Origin of the sequence: Paenarthrobacter sp. AT5 (assembly GCF_032764245.1) — a bacterium.
Classification (GTDB): domain Bacteria; phylum Actinomycetota; class Actinomycetes; order Actinomycetales; family Micrococcaceae; genus Arthrobacter; species Arthrobacter ureafaciens.
Genome location: NZ_CP136441.1, coordinates 2,430,550 through 2,445,316 on the forward strand (window position 1 = coordinate 2,430,550; position 14,767 = coordinate 2,445,316).

24 protein-coding genes are annotated in these 14,767 nt (G+C 67.2%); 23 read left to right on the plus strand and 1 reads right to left on the minus strand.

Going from position 1 to position 14,767, the window contains the following annotated elements:
- The first annotated feature begins 63 nt into the window (after positions 1-63).
- The 23 genes from RI444_RS11155 to RI444_RS11265 all read left to right on the plus strand — a co-directional run bounded on the left by RI444_RS11155 (position 64) and on the right by RI444_RS11265 (position 13,683).
- A complete protein-coding gene (locus RI444_RS11155) occupies positions 64-513 on the plus strand; it encodes a hypothetical protein (RefSeq protein WP_316963734.1) in 450 nt (149 codons plus the stop codon).
- Between the two features lie 6 nt (positions 514-519).
- Positions 520-849, plus strand: coding sequence for a VRR-NUC domain-containing protein (locus tag RI444_RS11160; protein WP_071416422.1), 330 nt, complete (start codon positions 520-522; stop codon positions 847-849).
- Positions 846-1,265 (plus strand): dATP/dGTP diphosphohydrolase domain-containing protein, encoded by a 420-nt coding sequence (locus RI444_RS11165; protein ID WP_316963735.1) that lies wholly within the window; start codon positions 846-848, stop codon positions 1,263-1,265. Before RI444_RS11160 ends, RI444_RS11165 begins: the two co-directional genes overlap by 4 nt.
- Positions 1,266-1,363: 98 nt before the next feature.
- Positions 1,364-2,092, plus strand: a complete 729-nt coding sequence (locus tag RI444_RS11170) for a hypothetical protein (protein ID WP_316963736.1) — start codon at positions 1,364-1,366, stop codon at positions 2,090-2,092.
- Positions 2,093-2,131: 39 nt separating this feature from the next.
- Positions 2,132-4,000 carry a DEAD/DEAH box helicase gene (locus RI444_RS11175; protein ID WP_056387546.1) on the plus strand — a complete coding sequence of 623 codons (1,869 nt, stop codon included), beginning with the start codon at positions 2,132-2,134 and terminating at the stop codon, positions 3,998-4,000.
- Between the two features lie 98 nt (positions 4,001-4,098).
- Positions 4,099-5,175: a hypothetical protein gene (locus RI444_RS11180; protein ID WP_316963737.1), complete on the plus strand. Its 1,077-nt coding sequence runs from the start codon at positions 4,099-4,101 to the stop codon at positions 5,173-5,175.
- Positions 5,176-5,377: 202 nt separating this feature from the next.
- Positions 5,378-5,551, plus strand: coding sequence for a hypothetical protein (locus tag RI444_RS11185; RefSeq protein ID WP_156400143.1), 174 nt, complete (start codon positions 5,378-5,380; stop codon positions 5,549-5,551).
- Positions 5,548-5,847 (plus strand): hypothetical protein, encoded by a 300-nt coding sequence (locus tag RI444_RS11190; protein ID WP_316963738.1) that lies wholly within the window; start codon positions 5,548-5,550, stop codon positions 5,845-5,847. Before RI444_RS11185 ends, RI444_RS11190 begins: the two co-directional genes overlap by 4 nt.
- A 149-nt stretch (positions 5,848-5,996) precedes the next feature.
- Positions 5,997-6,455 (plus strand): hypothetical protein, encoded by a 459-nt coding sequence (locus RI444_RS11195; RefSeq protein WP_316963739.1) that lies wholly within the window; start codon positions 5,997-5,999, stop codon positions 6,453-6,455.
- 104 nt (positions 6,456-6,559) lie between these two features.
- Complete coding sequence (locus RI444_RS11200) at positions 6,560-6,877, plus strand: hypothetical protein (protein WP_056387538.1); 318 nt, start codon at positions 6,560-6,562, stop codon at positions 6,875-6,877.
- A complete protein-coding gene (locus RI444_RS11205; RefSeq protein WP_316963740.1) occupies positions 6,874-7,074 on the plus strand; it encodes a hypothetical protein in 201 nt (66 codons plus the stop codon). Before RI444_RS11200 ends, RI444_RS11205 begins: the two co-directional genes overlap by 4 nt.
- Entirely contained in the window at positions 7,071-7,340 is a 270-nt protein-coding gene (locus RI444_RS11210; protein WP_056387532.1) for a hypothetical protein, read from the plus strand. The genes RI444_RS11205 and RI444_RS11210 overlap by 4 nt, the downstream gene beginning before the upstream one ends.
- 146 nt (positions 7,341-7,486) lie before the next feature.
- Positions 7,487-8,017, plus strand: coding sequence for a hypothetical protein (locus RI444_RS11215; RefSeq protein WP_133830757.1), 531 nt, complete (start codon positions 7,487-7,489; stop codon positions 8,015-8,017).
- A 58-nt stretch (positions 8,018-8,075) separates the two neighbouring features.
- Positions 8,076-8,417, plus strand: a complete 342-nt coding sequence (locus RI444_RS11220) for a glutaredoxin family protein (protein ID WP_056387525.1) — start codon at positions 8,076-8,078, stop codon at positions 8,415-8,417.
- Positions 8,372-8,902, plus strand: a complete 531-nt coding sequence (locus RI444_RS11225) for a hypothetical protein (protein ID WP_316963741.1) — start codon at positions 8,372-8,374, stop codon at positions 8,900-8,902. The genes RI444_RS11220 and RI444_RS11225 overlap by 46 nt, the downstream gene beginning before the upstream one ends.
- Positions 8,899-9,243 carry a hypothetical protein gene (locus RI444_RS11230; RefSeq protein ID WP_071416432.1) on the plus strand — a complete coding sequence of 115 codons (345 nt, stop codon included), beginning with the start codon at positions 8,899-8,901 and terminating at the stop codon, positions 9,241-9,243. The genes RI444_RS11225 and RI444_RS11230 overlap by 4 nt, the downstream gene beginning before the upstream one ends.
- A gap of 202 nt (positions 9,244-9,445) precedes the next feature.
- Positions 9,446-9,856, plus strand: coding sequence for a WhiB family transcriptional regulator (locus RI444_RS11235; protein ID WP_142133561.1), 411 nt, complete (start codon positions 9,446-9,448; stop codon positions 9,854-9,856).
- A gap of 29 nt (positions 9,857-9,885) precedes the next feature.
- The gene (locus RI444_RS11240; protein WP_133830755.1) at positions 9,886-10,200 is read left to right on the plus strand and encodes a hypothetical protein; all 315 of its coding nucleotides are present in this window, start codon (positions 9,886-9,888) and stop codon (positions 10,198-10,200) included.
- Positions 10,201-10,228: 28 nt separating this feature from the next.
- Positions 10,229-10,681: a hypothetical protein gene (locus RI444_RS11245; RefSeq protein WP_316963742.1), complete on the plus strand. Its 453-nt coding sequence runs from the start codon at positions 10,229-10,231 to the stop codon at positions 10,679-10,681.
- Between the two features lie 3 nt (positions 10,682-10,684).
- The gene (locus tag RI444_RS11250) at positions 10,685-11,986 is read left to right on the plus strand and encodes a replication-associated recombination protein A (RefSeq protein ID WP_316963743.1); all 1,302 of its coding nucleotides are present in this window, start codon (positions 10,685-10,687) and stop codon (positions 11,984-11,986) included.
- 108 nt (positions 11,987-12,094) lie between these two features.
- On the plus strand, positions 12,095-12,457 hold the full coding sequence (locus tag RI444_RS11255) for a hypothetical protein (protein ID WP_056387508.1): 363 nt from the start codon (positions 12,095-12,097) through the stop codon (positions 12,455-12,457).
- A 28-nt stretch (positions 12,458-12,485) separates the two neighbouring features.
- Complete coding sequence (locus tag RI444_RS11260) at positions 12,486-12,833, plus strand: hypothetical protein (protein ID WP_316963745.1); 348 nt, start codon at positions 12,486-12,488, stop codon at positions 12,831-12,833.
- 160 nt (positions 12,834-12,993) lie between these two features.
- On the plus strand, positions 12,994-13,683 hold the full coding sequence (locus tag RI444_RS11265) for a class I SAM-dependent methyltransferase (RefSeq protein WP_056387501.1): 690 nt from the start codon (positions 12,994-12,996) through the stop codon (positions 13,681-13,683).
- On the opposite strand, the gene RI444_RS11270 is transcribed toward RI444_RS11265, so the two are convergent.
- Positions 13,680-14,765, minus strand: a complete 1,086-nt coding sequence (locus RI444_RS11270) for a hypothetical protein (RefSeq protein WP_071416438.1) — start codon at positions 14,763-14,765, stop codon at positions 13,680-13,682. The genes RI444_RS11265 and RI444_RS11270 overlap by 4 nt on opposite strands.
- Positions 14,766-14,767: the final 2 nt, after the last annotated feature.

Below are 14,767 nucleotides of genomic sequence, written 5' to 3' on the forward strand. Positions count from 1 at the left end.
CGAGTCATAATTGAGTACGAAAGGCAATTCAGACTCGACACGACACGACCACGAGAGGCCATCATGTCCCAGTCAACACTCCCTGTCCGCTCCACTGACCCGGAGACCTCCTACGCCGCCGCCGTGAAGGCCGCGCTCGGCGCATCCCGCGTCCGTCCCATCGTGCTCGACATCGTCCGCGAGAAGGGCCCGCTCACCCACGACGAGCTCATCGCCGCTTACCACGACCGCGTCGTCACCAGCCTCGGCCAGGTGCCGCGCTCCTCGGACTCCGGCATCCGCACCCGGCTCAAGGAGCTCGCCCACCAGGGCCTGGTGACCGTCGCCGACATCGACGGCTTCTCCAACTACGGCAATGCGGCCAAGCGCTGGGTCGTAGTCGACCCTGACGACCCGAGCTTCGTCTACGACCCGGACGCCATCGCTGCCTACATCGACGACGAGGACATCGTCGGCTTCGGGCACTTCCTTGACGGCGACGCCTCCGACGCTGCCGGGACCGACGAGGACTGAGGCCCCATGCCGAGGAAGAAGAACCAGCGGGAGAAGGCCGTCGAGCAGTACCTGCTCACGCAGTGCCGCCGGCACGGTCTGTTCTGCCTGAAGTTCGTGTCCCCGGCCCGCGGGGGCGTCCCCGACCGAATCGTCCTCACGCCCACCGGCACGGTCTTCGTCGAGGTCAAGCGACCCGGCGGAGACCTCGAGAAGCGCCAGCGCGTCATGCACGCCAAGATGCGCCGTTTCGGTGCCGAGATCCACGTCGTGGATGACGAGCAGGCCGTCGACGCCTTCATCACCCACGTGCTCGGTTACCGCCGGATCGAGAGCCAGCAGAAAGCAGCATCATGACCGCAACAGCCACGGCCGCGGGCCCGGAGACAGCCGCCCGCGACTACAAAACGAAAGACTCGGGATCACGCAGGGTCACCGCCTCCGGCATGCAGCGCGAGGTGAAGACAGGCCAGCCCCGCTTCGACCTGCTCGTACCGCTTCAGGTGCCCTACCAGGACCAGCTGCTCACAAGGACGGCCGCGCTCGTGGAGCGTGGAGCGCGCAAGTACGACTCGCGCGACTGGGAGCAGGCCAGCACTGCCGCAGAGATGGAGGAGTTCCGCGCCAGCGCCTTCCGCCACTTCATGCAGTGGATGTGCGGCGAAGACGATGAGGACCACGCGGCTGCCGTGGTGTTCAACCTCCTGGCCGCGGAAAGCACCCGGACGGTGATCGCCCGCGGTGACGCCGGAACCCCGGAGGCCGCCCGATGAGCGGCCGCGTCACCAAGGGCAACGGCCAGGCCACCTCGGCCTTCCGCCAGCTCACCCGGGCCGACCTGGGCACCTTCGATCGCGAGGCCACGGAGCTCGTGCTCGAAGCGATGCGGGCCGGCTGCGTTGGGCGTGTCTCGTCCCGGGGCCACGCCATCCTGCGCAACAATGCCGGCGGATCCGTCTCGGTGCCGCGCAACATGACCTCACCCAACCGCACGGCGCAGAACGCCCGTGCCGACATGAAACGGCTGCTCGGCGGGCACCGGGCCGATCATGCAGTATCCGCCGCAGACCGCAGGCCACGCGGGAAACGGCAGATGACCGTCGCGGTGGCCTTCGTGGAGCACCCAGCCGCCTTCTCCCGCTGGTTCGACGCCCAGCCCGAGGGCCTGCCTGCGGACCAGCTCATCGAGGTCTCGTTCGACGGGGCCGGGGAGCCGGCCTTCCAGGCCGTGCCCGTCGACGCGCCCGCACAGCCCGATGCACCGGAACAAGACCAGCCGGAGCCCGCGACGGCCCGGCCCACCCGCCGCCGGGGACACCTGATGATCGCGCCCGAGCCCGGGCAGGAAGCAGAGGACGACATGACCGCCGAGGCCAAGGAAGATTTGCCGTTTGCGACGCCCATACCCGATGCGGCCGTCGGGGATGCCTCTGCCGAAGCGGTGCTTGAGCGCGTACGCACCGCGCTGGGTGAGGACCCGCGTGTCACCGCCCTGCAGCGCAGGATCGTCGGGCTGGAGGCAGAGCTCGCCGCCCAGACACGCCGGGCCGATGACGCCGAGGTCCGCCTGGGCCTTATCCGCGAGGCATTCCATGCCTGATCCCGACTACCGACAACCCACGAGAGGAGGCCGCACACCATGACCACGACCATCGCACCACCGCAGCCGTCACCCGCGCCCATCGTGCTCAAGCCCTACCAGCAGCAGATCCACGACTTCCTCGTCAGCCGCCCCTTCGCCGGAGCCTGGCTTGGTGTCGGAGCCGGGAAGACGCTTTCGACCCTCAGCGTCCTGCAGACAGTCCGGCCGATGGGCCACATCCTCGTCGTCGCACCGATCGCGATCGCTCGCTCGACCTGGCTCGACGAGATCGACAAATGGGGATTCCCGATCCGAACCAAGTCGCTCATCGTCAACGAGAACGACCGGAAGCTGCCCAAGGAGAAGCGACTGGAACGCTTTCGGGAAGTCTTCTCCGACCCGCCGACGATGTACTTCGTCAACCAGGAGTTGCTGACCCAGCCCTCCCAGGGTGCGCGTCTGCTCCAGCTGACCGGCGACCCCACCGGCGATGCCATCGCCGCCGGGATCTCACCGGAGGCCGTGCGGCTGCGCGGGCTCATCGAGACGATCGGACCAATGGCTCAGGAGCAGCTGATCGGACACTTCCTGCAGCTGGCTGCCGGGCAGTCCGGAACCAAAGCCCCCACCAAGACCGCGGTCAAGGAGGCGATCAGCGAGCTCGTCACCCGCGGCGCGCTGGAGCGCGAGAGCCACGACTGTCGCAGCTGCGGCGGCGACGGCTGCGCGCAGTGCCGCTACGGCCTGGTCGACCAGATGCCGATCCAGTCCATCAACGGACAGGACACCCTCATCTGGCCGTTTCAGACGGTGATCATCGACGAGTCGCAGGGCTTCAAGTCCCACAGCAGCGCCCGGTTCAAGGCCTTGAAGGCGGTCCGCCCGGCCATCACGCGGCTCATCGAGCTGACCGGCACGCCGAGCCCGAACGGGCTGCACGACCTGTGGAGCCAGATCTACCTGCTCGACCAGGGCGAGGCCCTGGGCCGGACCATCACGGAGTTCCGCAACCGGTGGTTCATCCCGAAGATGGTGCCTGGCACCACCACCCCGGCGAAGTGGATCCCGACCCCGAACGCCGAGGCCGAGATCCATGAGGCCATCAGGCACCTGGTGATGAGCGCGCAGAACACCAACCTCAACCTGCCGGGCCTGACGATCCAGGACGCCAACGTCACCCTCCCGCCGGACCTCATGCAGGCCTACAAGGAGTTCAGGCGCGACCTCGTGCTCGACGTCGTGAAGACCTACCAGGACGAGGACGGCAAGCTCACCCAGAGCGTTGAGTCGATCGTCGCCGAGAACCAGGCGGTCCTCACCAGCAAACTGATGCAGTTCGCCTCGGGGACGCTCTACACGGCCGACCCGGAGGACCCGGCGACCAAGGGCCAGTACGAGGTTATCCACGACAAGAAGCTCGAAATGGCCGAGTATCTGGTGCGCAACAGCGGGGGAGACCCCGTGCTGGTCGCGTACCACTTCCGCTCTGACCTGGAGCAGCTGATGGCGCGCTTCAAGAAGGCGGGCATCGACGCGCAGGTCTTTGACGGCTCGCGGGAGATGGTCCGCCGGTGGAACGCCAAGCAGATCCAGGTGATGCTGCTGCACCCCGCGGCGGCCGGCCACGGCCTGAACCTGCAGGACGGCGGCTCGACGATGATCTGGTACACGCTGCCGTTCTCGCTCGAGCACTACCTGCAGACCAACGGCCGTCTCTACCGCACGGGGCAGACCAAGCCCGTGGTGATCCACCGGATTATCACCAAGGGCACTCAGGACGAGCGGATGCCCGGAGTCCTGGCAGAGAAGCAGCAGGTCCAGGACGACCTCATCTCGGCTGTGTCCGGCGAGGAGGCGATCCTCGTCGCCCTCGAGGAGGAGATCCAGGACGACCTCAACGACCTGTGGGTCTCCGAACGGGTCTGACCGACCCATTCCGACGCCGCGGAGCGCCAGCCACACGCCGGCGCTCCGCGGCGCACCACCCCGACCCCAGTGCCACCCGGCCCGAGGAGGACTGATCCATGAATGACCCGAAGCACCAGGCCTGGCCCGACGGAGCGCGCGTGCGCTTCACCGCCGAGGCCAGGGAAGCCATGCAGGCGCGGCCCGGAACGAAGCCGCTGCGCGCACCGGCCCTCGGGCCGAACACGGACTACACGATCGACAACACCGACGACGGCCTGCACGACGTCGTGCTGCGCGAGACCGGGGAACGCTACGGCGTGCTCTGGCTCCAGAGCGCAGAGCACGAACCCGTCGACCCCGACGTCGCGCTGCTCGAGGAGCTCTTCGACCGCGAGCTGCCGGCCAGCTTCGACCCCGCCCGGGGGACAAGGAGCGTCACTCGCCATCACGGAGCAGGGATGGCCACAGCCGGAGCCCGGCCCGCCACGACCGTAGTTCAGCGCGGCAACTGGATGCAGACCTACACGGGTCGCCGGTTCTACCCGCTGGACCCGCGGCCCGAGGACGTGGACATCGCCGACATCGCACACGCGCTGTCCATGCAGTGCCGCTACAACGGCCACGTCCGCCGGTTCATGTCCGTCGCCGAGCACTGCGTACTCCTCTCGCGACTCGTCGCCCCGGAGCATGCGCTCTGGGCGTTGCTGCACGACGCGACAGAGGCATACGTGGGCGACATGGTCCGCCCGCTGAAGCTTCACATGCCGGAGTACCGGGCCGTCGAGGACGGCGTCATGGTCGCCATCGCCCAGAAGTTCAGCATCGACCCCGCCATGCCCGCCGAGGTGAAGCACGCCGACTCGCGGATCCTGCTCGACGAGCGCGCGGCGCTGCTGGGCGAGCCGGCGGGGGACTGGGAGGTTCCAGGTCAGCCCTTCGGGATCGAGATCCAGGCCTGGAGCCCGGATGCTGCCGAGCTCGAGTACCGCCTGCGCTTCGCCGAGCTGACTGGAGACCCGGCCGGTCTGCCCGTCGGGCTGTGCGGAGACCGGGAGGACCACCTGCCCCACACCCACCGCAGCGCCTCGCTTGGCGGGCTCTGGTGCTCCGCTGACCAGGACTCCCGCCTCCCCTGGGCCGCCGAACGTCGGCAGACCCAACCCGGAAACGAAGGAGAACAGCCCCATGGCTGAGACCAGGATGACCGGGACGGAACGCATCGCAGCTGGTTCATGACCGACCGGTGACCGGCACCCTGCGGGTGCTGGTCACCGGAGGGCACAGCGTCGGGGTCGGCAGGGCCGACCCGGGTGCCGGGGCAGTGATGCCGGGGGTCGGGTCCCGGCCCGGTCCCCCCTCATTGCCACGACACCACAACGAGAAGGAGCGAGTCCCATGGCTGAGCAGCCCATCTACCGGCTCCCGCCTGCGGGCTGGTCGGACTTCGGCGCACACATAGACCAGCCGGAGGTCCGCCTCGAGTTCTCGGCCGAGACCGGCGAGGACGGGATGCCGCTCTGGGAGCGGCCCATCGACATCCGTCACGACGACCAGGAGGTCTCGCCATGAAGGCGTACAGCACGCAGACCGAACGCACCCACGATTCCTGGGAGGACCTGGTGGCCGAGGAGGCCAACGGCTACGGCGTCGTGGTGATGATGCAGGCCGAGAGCCTGAAGTCCGCCAGCCCCCAGACCTACTCGCGCCTGATTGGGCCGTTCGACGACCAGAAGAAGGCCCGGAACAAGGCCGCAGCCGTTCGCCGCGCCTGGAAACGCGCCAAGGACCGCGACCCCCGTATCCAGTTGCTGGGCGTCTCGGTCGAGCCCATCTGGCCCGACCTGCGCTTCGGCACCAGGAACTGAGACCTAATTCCACAACCAGCGCCACGGGCGCGCTGTCGGGGCCGACGCTCCGCAGACCATCAACGACACGACCGACCAGGACATCCGCCATGACCATGACGACCACCGCCCGCCCCGCACCTCCACGCCTGCAGGACCCGCTCGACGCCGTGATGCGCAGCTGCCTGCGCGATGACGCAGTCTGGGCCGAGGTCACCACCACGCCGGCCGGCCTCAACCAGACCGAGCACTGGCTGAAGACCACCGCCTCAAGCATCGACCAGCAGCTCTCATTCCGCCAGGACGACGCCGAGATCTGGCGGCTGTCCCCGCTGGATCACAGCACACAGCTGATCGAGTTCCTCGAGTGGCGCAAGGGCGCGCTCTACCTCAAGAGCCTCTGCGAGAAGCGCCTCATCGACATCAAGCGCCTGCGGACCGCCGACGAGGAGCGCGCCGAGGAGATGAAGGTCCTGCTGGTCCGCCTGGCGCAAGCCGTCGTCGCCCACGAGGGCGAGCTGATCGGAGACGAGGACCTGTACGGAGCCCTCGACCGGATCTCGCTTCCCGGCGCGGACGCGCCGACCCTGCGGGAGTACCTCCAGTTCCGCGACGGCTCGAAGGACTGACCCAGACCACACGACCGCAGCCTCGCCGCGGCCGGGTCCCTGTGGGACGGCGGCGCGACGGGGCTCCTCGATCCCGGGCCAAGCGGCCCGGCGGAAAGAACCGCATGACGCCCCAGACCACCACGACCACCGCAGAAGAGCTCGTCCCTGAGATCGAGCAGACCCTGCTCGATTCGCGGGCGGACCGTGCCCTGCACGAACGCCGTGGGGTGCACGAGCACTCCGAGCAGACGGAGCTGAGCGACCACGAGCGCACCGTGATGCTCGACGTCACCCTGGCGCTGCTCATCCGGCATCGGCTGCCCATCGACGCCGACCGCGCCGCGAAGGCGGTGGCCGCCGCGCAGACCGCCGATGCCCGCACGTGGGCGGCTGGCTGCGCCCGCCACATCGCCCGCGTGGCGGAGGAGAAGAACCCATGAGCCGAAAGCGCAGGCAGCACTACTCCACCGAGGACTTCCGGCCGTCGGCGAATCCCGAACAGGCGCACTGGATGCGGGAACTCCGCAAGTCCAGTGCGACGCAGCGGCACACCCCCAAGCCCCGCAAGGGCACCCGCCGCGAGCGGGAGCGACAGGCGATCCGCGACCAGCAGCGACACCGAGGAGACCACCCATGACCGACAACAACCGAGGGCCCGCAACCGGAATCGCGCTCGACGCAGAGTCACTGCGCGCCGAGCTGCGGGAGGCCCCGGAGGCCCACGGCCTCGATCCGGAGCAGGCGGCGGAGATCGCAGCGCTCCCGGACGGACAGATCAACAGCTGGATACACGAGCTCGCCGCGCGCGACGACGCCTTCTGGGCGCTTTACGACGGGCTCCGCCGGCGCACCATCGCCCATCTCGCCGAGATGCACAGCACAGCCAAGGACGTGAAGCCGTGAACGCGCCCCTGCCCGACTGGTGGGTCGACGCGACGCCGGACGGCAAGCGCGCCAAGCACCCCGGCAAGCACGAGGTCTACGTCTACGGCCAGCAGCGCGCAGACGGCACGGCGTGCATCGGGTGCAGCTGGCAGCACAGCACGGTCATGTCGACACCAGCAGCCATCGCCCGGCACGACGCCGACCAACACCTCGAGCACGACCACGGGCTCTGGGTGCCCATCGATCGCGGCCCCCTCGCGGGCACCTGCCCGTGCGGGAAGCCCGGGCTGTACGCCGACTCAGTGCTGCGGACCAAGGTCCGCGCAGTCCTCCAGCAGGCGCAGCCGTGGAGCCCGACACCGGACCAGCTGGCGGACCTGCTCGTCGGCGCGCTCGTGCCCGACCACGGCATCCTCGTGGCCTTTACAGCCGAGCAGCAGACCGAGTCCGACTGGGAGCTGGGCTACAGCGCCTCGTACACCGACCTCGCTGCCCCCGAAGTGCTCGGCCACCGCCTGAGCGAGCGGGAGCTCGCCGAGCTGTACTTCCAGATCGAGGCCATGGGTGGACTCGGCGAGTCCGAGGCCTACCGCGACCTGGACAAGGCCGTCGAGCGCCTCGGCGAGGAACCCGCCCGGCAGCTGCGCGAGCGTGTGGCCCAGCCCGGGCTGTTCGACCTGGAGCCCGACGTCTGAGAGCCAGGGCCTCCACACCACAACGACCCCAGCAGGGGAGAGAAGGAAACCAAGTCCCATGACCCCCACCACGATCGGCGACCTGCCCCGGACCGCCCACACCGCGCCGAAAATCACCATCTACGGGCCGGCGGAGTGCCCCAACTGCGACAAGGCCAAGAGCCTGTTCGATCGGCAGCAGCCCGCGATGCAGTACACCAAAATCGACATCGAGCAGGGCGATGAAAACCACCGCCACATCACCGAAGACCTCGGATACGCCCAGGCACCCGTGATCGTCGTCAAGCTGGCCTCCGGCCGCACTGTCCACTGGGGCGGGCACCGCCAGGACATGCTCACCGCCCTCGTCCGGCTGTGCACCAAGGGCATCGTCCCGGAGGACCGGAAGGCGGCGTCCTGATGGCAGCGGCGCAGCAGCGCCTCGGCCTCAGCATCACCGCCCGGCAGGCCGACATCCTGCTCGACACGCTCGTCGACAAATCCGTCGAGACGGACCACTACCTGCTGTCCTATCCCAAGGACGAGCCCGACAAGACCGACACCTGCTGCGACGCGCACCTGGCCCGGTTCGAGCAGCGCGCACTCCAGCGCAAGGCGCTGCTCGAACGGAAAGCAGAGGTACAGCACCTCATCGCGCTCATCGAGGCGATCCGGCCGGCGTTCGAGGCCTCCGGGTCCTCCCCGGTAAGCACCACGGCCGTGGACCTGTCCGGCGTGACGCTCGTCTACCGGGACACGGCAGGCAAGACGCACGAGCAGCCGCTGGCCGACATCGGATCCGCCGGGACCCTCATCGACCCCGACAGCGGAGACGACCTCGAGCTCATCGCCGCGCTGGTCGCAGCAGACCCCACCCGAACCAAAACCCAGGGAGCAACCCCATGAGCCTGCACATCGACAGCCTTGCCGACCTCGTCCGCGGAGCTGTGTCCGGCGGCGACACCACCCGGGAAGACTTCGAGCGTGCGCTCGACCAGGTCTTCCCCCGGGATCAGCTCGACCCGTTTGAGGGCACCGGCAGCGAGGAGTACCTCGTCGGATGGACGATCGACCAGGATGCTGCATCGCCCGCTGAGGCCGCCAGCAAGGTCTGGCGGGAGGTCTTCCAGCGCGGACCATGGCAGCCCAGTGCTGACGAGGGCTGCGTCTTCACGGTCTCTCGTGAGGGCCAGCGTGTCGAGATTGACCTCAGCGACGAACACTTCGCGCACCTTTTCAGTGACTAAAAGGAACAGCGGGAGCAGCGCGCGGCGCAGCCGCCCCGGAGTACAGGACGGAAGCCTCGCGCACAGAGCCCCGGAGGAATGGGATCCTCCGGGGCTCTGTGCCCGCACACCCCGAGAACGAAGTACCGACACACGCACGACAACTTCTAGGAGGAGCCACGGTGCACGCACAGCAGAACACCCGCCTCCCGGCCGCACCGTCATGAGCGGCGAGGACCCCGACGAGAAGTGGCGCAGGGATGCCCTGTGCGCAGAAACAGACCCCGACGCGTTCTTCCCGGAGAAGGGCGGCAACACCACCGACGCCAAGAAGGTCTGTGCCCAGTGCGGGGTGCGCGCACAGTGCCTGGATTACGCGTTGAGCGCCGACGAGCGCTTCGGCATCTGGGGCGGACTCAGCACCGCCGAACGCGACCGCCTTATCAAGACTTCACCGGTGGCACACCGTAGCGCCGCCCAGGCGCAAAAGCAGGAACGCGACACCCTCATCGTCGCGATGGCCGGCAGAGGGATCGACCCCCGGACCATCGCCGACATGGCCGAGGTCACCGACCGCACCGTCTACCGGGTGCTCGCCCGGCACAAGGAGCGGGAGGACGCCGTCTCCGCCTGAGCGCAGCACCGTCAATTGAAAGGACCGCCATGCCACTGTTCCCGCGCCGCTTCAGGCAGCAGAACCTGCTGCCCGGGGACGCCTATCCCCCTGAACGGACTACAGGCGCGCCCATGCCGGCCAGGAAACGCGCCGCCATTGACCGCAAGCTCCGCCGGATGGTGAAACAGCATCGGCTCCCGGCCGAGCCGGGAGAGTACCTCGACGCAACGGGCGACCGCTGGACGCTCGACGCCCAAGGCGGCTGGACCGACGCCGGCGGCGTACACCGCGACGCCCGGTACGCGCCGATCATCGCCTTGTTCGTCCACAACTCCGGCCCGTTCACGCGCATCGAGAGCTGATGGCCACCCCGCCGCAAAAGGAGCAACCATGCACCCCCGCATCGAAGACAGCCACCTCGACCCCGGACTCCTGCCGACCGTCAATCCACAGCAGCGCACCGACACCCAGCTCGTCGAGCCGGTGCTCCGGGCCATCCACGCCGCCGTCGCGGACTGCAGCGTGACCGCCGCCCAGGTCTTCGCCGGCCGGATCCACACGCGCAAGAACGAGGAGTGCACGACAGCGTTCGGCCGGCCGCCCAGCGTCGGTCACGCATCTGACGGTGACGACTTCTACTTGCAGATCGGCGTCCGGGTGCCCTCGTACGCAGCCGCACCGGTGCTCGAAGCGATCCACGCCGTCGAGGCCATGTCGGACGCGCAGGCGCTGCGCGAGGCGCGTGCCCGGCTCGCCGAGGCCAGGGCGCGCACCGCCACGGCACAGAGCGAAGAAGCCCGGGTCGAGGCCGAGATCGCCCACCTCGAACCAAACAAGGAGTAGACCATGAGTGCCATCCAACCCCTGGCCGCCCGCATGCGGCCCACCTCCCTCGACCAGATCGTGGGCCAGGAGCACCTGGTCTTTCCCGGCTCGCCGCTCGAGCTGCTCGCCCAGGGCGAGGGTGCGACCTCGGTCCTGCTCTGGGGTCCGCCCGGCGTCGGCAAGACCACCATCGCCTCGGTGATCGCCCGCCAGACCAGCCGCCGCTTCGTCGAGCTCTCTGCGACCAGCGCCGGCGTAGCCGATGTCCGCAAAACGCTCGCCGGAGCCCAGAAGGCCCTCGACGACGACCTCCAGACGCTCGTGTTCATTGACGAGATCCACCGCTTCTCCAAGGCGCAGCAGGACGTCCTCCTGCCCGCCGTGGAGGCCGGGGTCATCTCGCTCATCGGCGCGACCACCGAGAACCCGAGCTTCTCGGTCAACTCGGCACTGGTCTCGCGCTCAATCCTGCTGGTCCTACGCCCTGTGGAGGACGGCGAGGTCGTGAACCTGCTCTCGCGTCCCCTAGAGGAGGACCCGGTCCTCTCAGCCACCGGGATCGGGTTCGCCGACCCCGCGCTGCAGATCATTGCAGGGCTGTCCAGCGGCGACGTCCGCCAGGCGCTGAACCGGCTGGAGACCGCTGTCGCAACTGCGCAGGCCGCAGGCAAGAGCGTCGTCGACCGCGAGGTGCTGGAGCAGGTCACCGGCGCTGCGCTGCAGCGTTACGACCGCGATGGCGACCAGCACTACGACGTCGTCAGCGCATTCATCAAGAGCATGAGAGGCAGCGACCCGGATGCGGCCCTGCACTGGCTGGCCCGGATGATCGAGGCGGGGGAGGACCCGAGGTTCATCGCACGGCGCTTGGTGGTGCACGCCTCCGAGGACGTCGGCATGGCCGACCTCTCGGTGCTGGGCATCGCAGTGGCCGCCGCCCAGGCAGTCCAGCTGATCGGTATGCCCGAGGCGCGGCTCAACCTCGCTCAGGCAACGGTCGCAATCGCCACGGCCCCCAAGTCGCCGGCCGTCATCCGCGGCATCGACCAAGCGCTGGAAGACGTCCGGCGCGGCCGGACCGGGAGCGTGCCAGTGCACCTGCGCGACGCGCACTACCCGGGCGCGAAGGGCCTCGGGCACGGAGAAGGCTACTTCTACCCTCACGACTTCGAACACGGAGTTGTCTTGCAGCAATACCTACCCGATGCCGTCCGCGGCACACAGTATTACCGTCCTACCGGCAATGGCTTCGAACAAACCATCGCCAGACGGTTGACTGCGATCGATCAGATGACCGTGGCGGACAGGAACCCCCTCGACTAGATCGCGGACCAGAGGCAGAACCGTGGCCGCATCATCCTGGATCGTCGCTGCATGGAAAATCACCAGCAAAGTCGTCGGCTTCCACGAGACCTACGAGAGGGGATGAGCATGATCAACGACAACACTGAACGCGCGAGGCAGACCCCGGAGTCCGACAAGCCCAGGACTGTGGACGACCGACTCTCAGCAGATCTTGGTATCGACGTCGCCGCCGTCGAAGCGCAGGCACGGTTGCATCTCGACCTGCTGCGCATGCAGCGCCGCGAGCCCGGCGAACTAGGCTACGTGCTCATCGACCGGGAGTTCCATCCCCGCACAGCTGTCGTCTTCGCATCTCCCACAGAAGCCCGCAGCGCGCTGGAAGGCCACCCTTTGATCGATGCCCTCTGTGAGGAGGACAGCGTCGATGCACGGGTCCCGGATCCGGCCGTTCTCTCCGACCTCGCCTCCCGCGAAGTCATTTTGCCCTGATCGCACGGAATCGCGAAGGAATGGAAACATGACCAACACCGGTATCTTCACCCAATCAGCAGCTTCAGTCCTGCAGGACGTCGAAGAGTTCTACTTCGGTGGCGCGCTTCCCTGGTACAACGGGAGCATGCTGACAGAGGACGGCTTGCACGTGAGCATCACACTTGACGATCCAGAGTCTGATGACGAGTCCAAGACCAAGGACTACGAGCTGTCGGCCGCCCAAATCAAGGAAGCCTTTCGAAAGGCCAAGCAGAAGGGGTACCACCTCTGCAGCTCTGCCGCCATCGAGTCCGAACAGCTCGGATTCGGCTGCGTCCAAGACCTTGACATCATCCTTCAGACCGCTTGCTACGGCGAGCTGGCCTTCGGCTGACGCCGCACCGGCTCGACTTCACCAGTGGAACTACTTCCACTAGGATGCAATCTCAGAGCTACCCAGTGGACACGGACCCCAGCACAGCCGTCCTTGCTCCTTCGTGAAACCACCCTGCTCACCCTCACTTCGCCGACCTCGACCGATAGGCTCCGATCACATGAACGACCAGGAAGTGCGCCGCGGCGCAGGTATCTACAGCAAGCCGGTGCTGGGCTTCTACGACCTGCTCGTCGTGAAGTTCTCCAATTCGCTGGCCTGGCGATGCCCCAGCCAGCTCATGCTAGACCAGTACAACCGTTGCATCGGCACCCGCCATCTCGATGTCGGTCCCGGCACTGGTTGGTACCTCGCCAATGCCGACCTCCCCGAATCTGCTGAGATCACACTCATGGACCTCAACGAAAACAGCGTGGAGCACGCAGCGTCCAGACTCGCCCACACCCACGTAAGCACCAGAGGTGTGACCGCGAACGTCCTCGAACCGATCCCCGAGGCTCTCGGCCAATTCGATTCCATCGCGGCGAACTACGTCTTCCACTGCGTTCCCGGCTCCTGGGCGGACAAGGGCGTAGCTTTCAAACACCTAGGGGAGCGGCTCGCTGCTGACGGTGTGCTGTTCGGCAGTACCATCCTGGGCAGTGGCGTGAGCCACAACCTCATCGGCCGCGGCTTCATGGCCCTGTACAACCGCCTGGGCATCTTTCACAACCGCGAAGACGACGCCGCAGGACTTGAGGCTGCACTGCGGCGAAGCTTCGACCAAGTGAAGGTCGACGTCATCGGTACCGTGGCGGTGTTCAGTGCACGAAACCCGTTGCGAAACGGCGGGGCAGGTGGACTCGACTAAAAGTCGAGCCTGATGACTGCATCCCGCCCTTCAGCCCCAGACCTGACTCCGGTGGCGGTGATGCGCACATTCTGCACGGAACCGTCGACCCGGCGAAGCGCCAGACCCATCGATTGAGAACGAGCGGTATCCCTCGCCGCAGCCGCGATGAACCTGTGCAACTCACCTGAAGCATCAATGGCAAATTCACCAAGGCCGCCGACATACCCGAAGTCTTCCCGACGCCACGATGGCGACGTCATAAGAACATCCAGCGTTGCAGAGTCGACGACGGCCATCGGTTCCTTGGCCAGGGCCATCACTCCGCGAAGCACGTCGTCCACGCGCCCCGCATTGGCGTCTTGCTCGAAGGCCATATCGTGAAAAGTCTCCGGGGCCTCGTAACTGAAGCCCTGCAGATAGATCTTGTCGTGATCGGGCTCGATCGGCGGAATCACGCCGACCAGGCGCATGTGCCGACGGTCCTGTGAAGCCGTGCCGTAACCTGTGACGATGTTGTAGGTCAGGCACCGGACCTTGCCCGTTACGCCCATCAGCCCGTCCTGGATGCCGTCGCGGATGAGGCTGTTCACGCGCATCCGGTCGGACTGGTCGATGAGCTCGCTCGCCCATTCCCCGGCTTCCCAATAGCCACTGCGCTGCTGGGCGACGCTTGTGTCAACGTCATAGATACGAAACAGGTTCCGGTCCCAGTACGTGCGCCGGCGCAGTGTTGGTTGACCGTCGGCGTCACGCTCGATCTCCCATTCCCAGCCACCGACCAGCGGTGGTTCCGGAAGCGGATCAGCCGCTTTGGCCACGCCGGCGAGGACACCGATCACCGTGGAGGTACGTGGAGAGAAGACGGGCCGTACCTCAACTGCCCACTGCTCGTCCGCATGGGGGACTGTCTCGGAAATTACATTGCCACTGCGCATCACCTGGGCGATGCGGTTCTCATCAAGTAGAAGACGCCTGGGAATTGCACGCGTGGGCTTCCGAGCGGAGACCGGACCACAGGGCTTATCGTCCACCAGAACCAGCTGCTTGCCGTCGCTTCCGCAGAAAAGGCCCCAGGAACCTACATCCAGCTGGACCTGCATGA